Source organism: Brevibacterium picturae (genome assembly GCF_030453725.1).
In the GTDB taxonomy this organism is placed as follows: domain Bacteria; phylum Actinomycetota; class Actinomycetes; order Actinomycetales; family Brevibacteriaceae; genus Brevibacterium; species Brevibacterium sandarakinum_A.
Genome location: NZ_JAKDJU010000336.1, coordinates 1 through 1,620, shown reverse-complemented (window position 1 = coordinate 1,620; position 1,620 = coordinate 1). Strand labels below are relative to the sequence as shown.

Annotated in this window: 1 protein-coding gene; it reads right to left on the bottom strand. The window is 66.2% G+C overall.

The window, feature by feature from the left end; all coding sequences use genetic code 11:
* A partial coding sequence (locus L0G76_RS16150) for an ATP-binding protein (RefSeq protein ID WP_487247016.1) occupies positions 1-1,620 on the bottom strand: 1,620 nt, incomplete at both ends.

The following is a 1,620-nucleotide window of genomic DNA, read 5'->3' as shown; positions in this document are numbered from 1 at the left end:
CAGTCAGCGGCAATGTCACCGTGAAGATCGCTCCCCCGTCGGATTCGACCTCGAGATCTCCGCCGAGTCTCGTCACAGCCTGGCGCACCAGCACCAACCCGAAACCTCGGCCACCGGATCCAACCGGAGCAGCCTTCCCAGAAGCGCCGAGGTGGAAGATGGCGTCGAACTCCTCCGTGTCGATTCCCGGCCCGGAGTCCGCAATCGTGATGATCAGCTCCCCTTCGGCGGCGACGAAGTCCGCCCACACATGCCGTTCCTCCGAGGGCGCCGCGGCATCGATGGCATTGTCGAGGAGGTTGCCGGCGACGGTGACCAGGTCACGGGCGTCGAGGCTATGGGGCGGCAGCTCCCCCGCAGCGGTGACAGTGAGCTCGACTCCGCGCTCGTGGGCCTGAGCAGCCTTGCCGATCATCAGGGCCGTGACGAAAGGTTCATCGAGGGCATCGACGAACGAATCGGTGAGCCTCTGCGACTCCTGCTGATCGCGGACCGCGAAGTCGAGGGCTTCACGGGAGCGCCCCAGCTCGATGAGCGTGGCCACCGTGTGCAGGCGGTTCGAATGCTCATGGGTCTGGGCCCGCAGCGCATCGGACAGGGTCCGCATCGTCTCGAGTTCGCCGGTGAGCTCCTGAATGTCCGTGCGATCGCGCAGGGTCGCCACGGTCCCACCGAAGTCGGAGCCGGAGCCACCTCCGGAACTGGAAACACTTCCCGACCTGAATCCTCCGCGCTCCGGTTGGCTCGCCTGCTTCTGGTTGACCACCAGCACCCGATCCCGGGTCAGGTGGATCTCATCGACGGCATCCCGACCCGACGACAACAAAGATGACACGGACGAGGGCAGGGCCACCTCGGCGAGGGGAATGGGGGTGCGGTCATCGGGATCGGGCAGGCCCAGCAGCGCCGCGGCCTCATCGTTGTAGAGCACCAGCTGCCCATCATCGTCGACGAGGATGAGTCCCTCGCGCAGGGAATGCAGCGCGGAGTCGTAGAACGCGAACAGGGACTTGAGCTGCTCGGGCCCATACCCCAAGGTCACTCGTCGCAGGTAGCGGCTGAGGATCCACGAGCCCAGTCCGCCGAGGGCGATCGCGGCGAGTCCGACGACGATGATCTGCGGCAGTGCGGCCGCCCGGGCCACCGACATCGTCTCGACGGTCACCCCGACCGCGACCATCGCCCTCACGTCTCCGGACTCGTCGGTCACGGGCACGATCGCCCGCACCGACTCCCCCAGCGTCCCCACATAGTTCTCGATGTGGCTCTGCCCGGCCAGCGCCCGATCGATGCTGCCGATGTAGTCCTTGCCCAACTGATCAGGATCAGGATGCGTGTACCGGGTCCGGTCGCGGTCCATGATCGTCACGAAATCGACTTCGGCGGTGGAGATGACGGTCAGCGCATACGGCTGCAGCTTCGCCGAGGCGTCCGAGGCGTCCACAGACCTGATGACGTAGGGGTCGTGGGCCAGCGTCTCGGCGATGGACAGCACCCGTTCGGAGGTGGCCTGCCGGGCGGAGTTGAGTGTCGAAACGTAGCTGGTGACGCTCAGTGCAGCACACACGATGACGATGAGCGCGAGCTGCAGGAAGAAGAGCCTGCGCGCCAAGGGCCCGC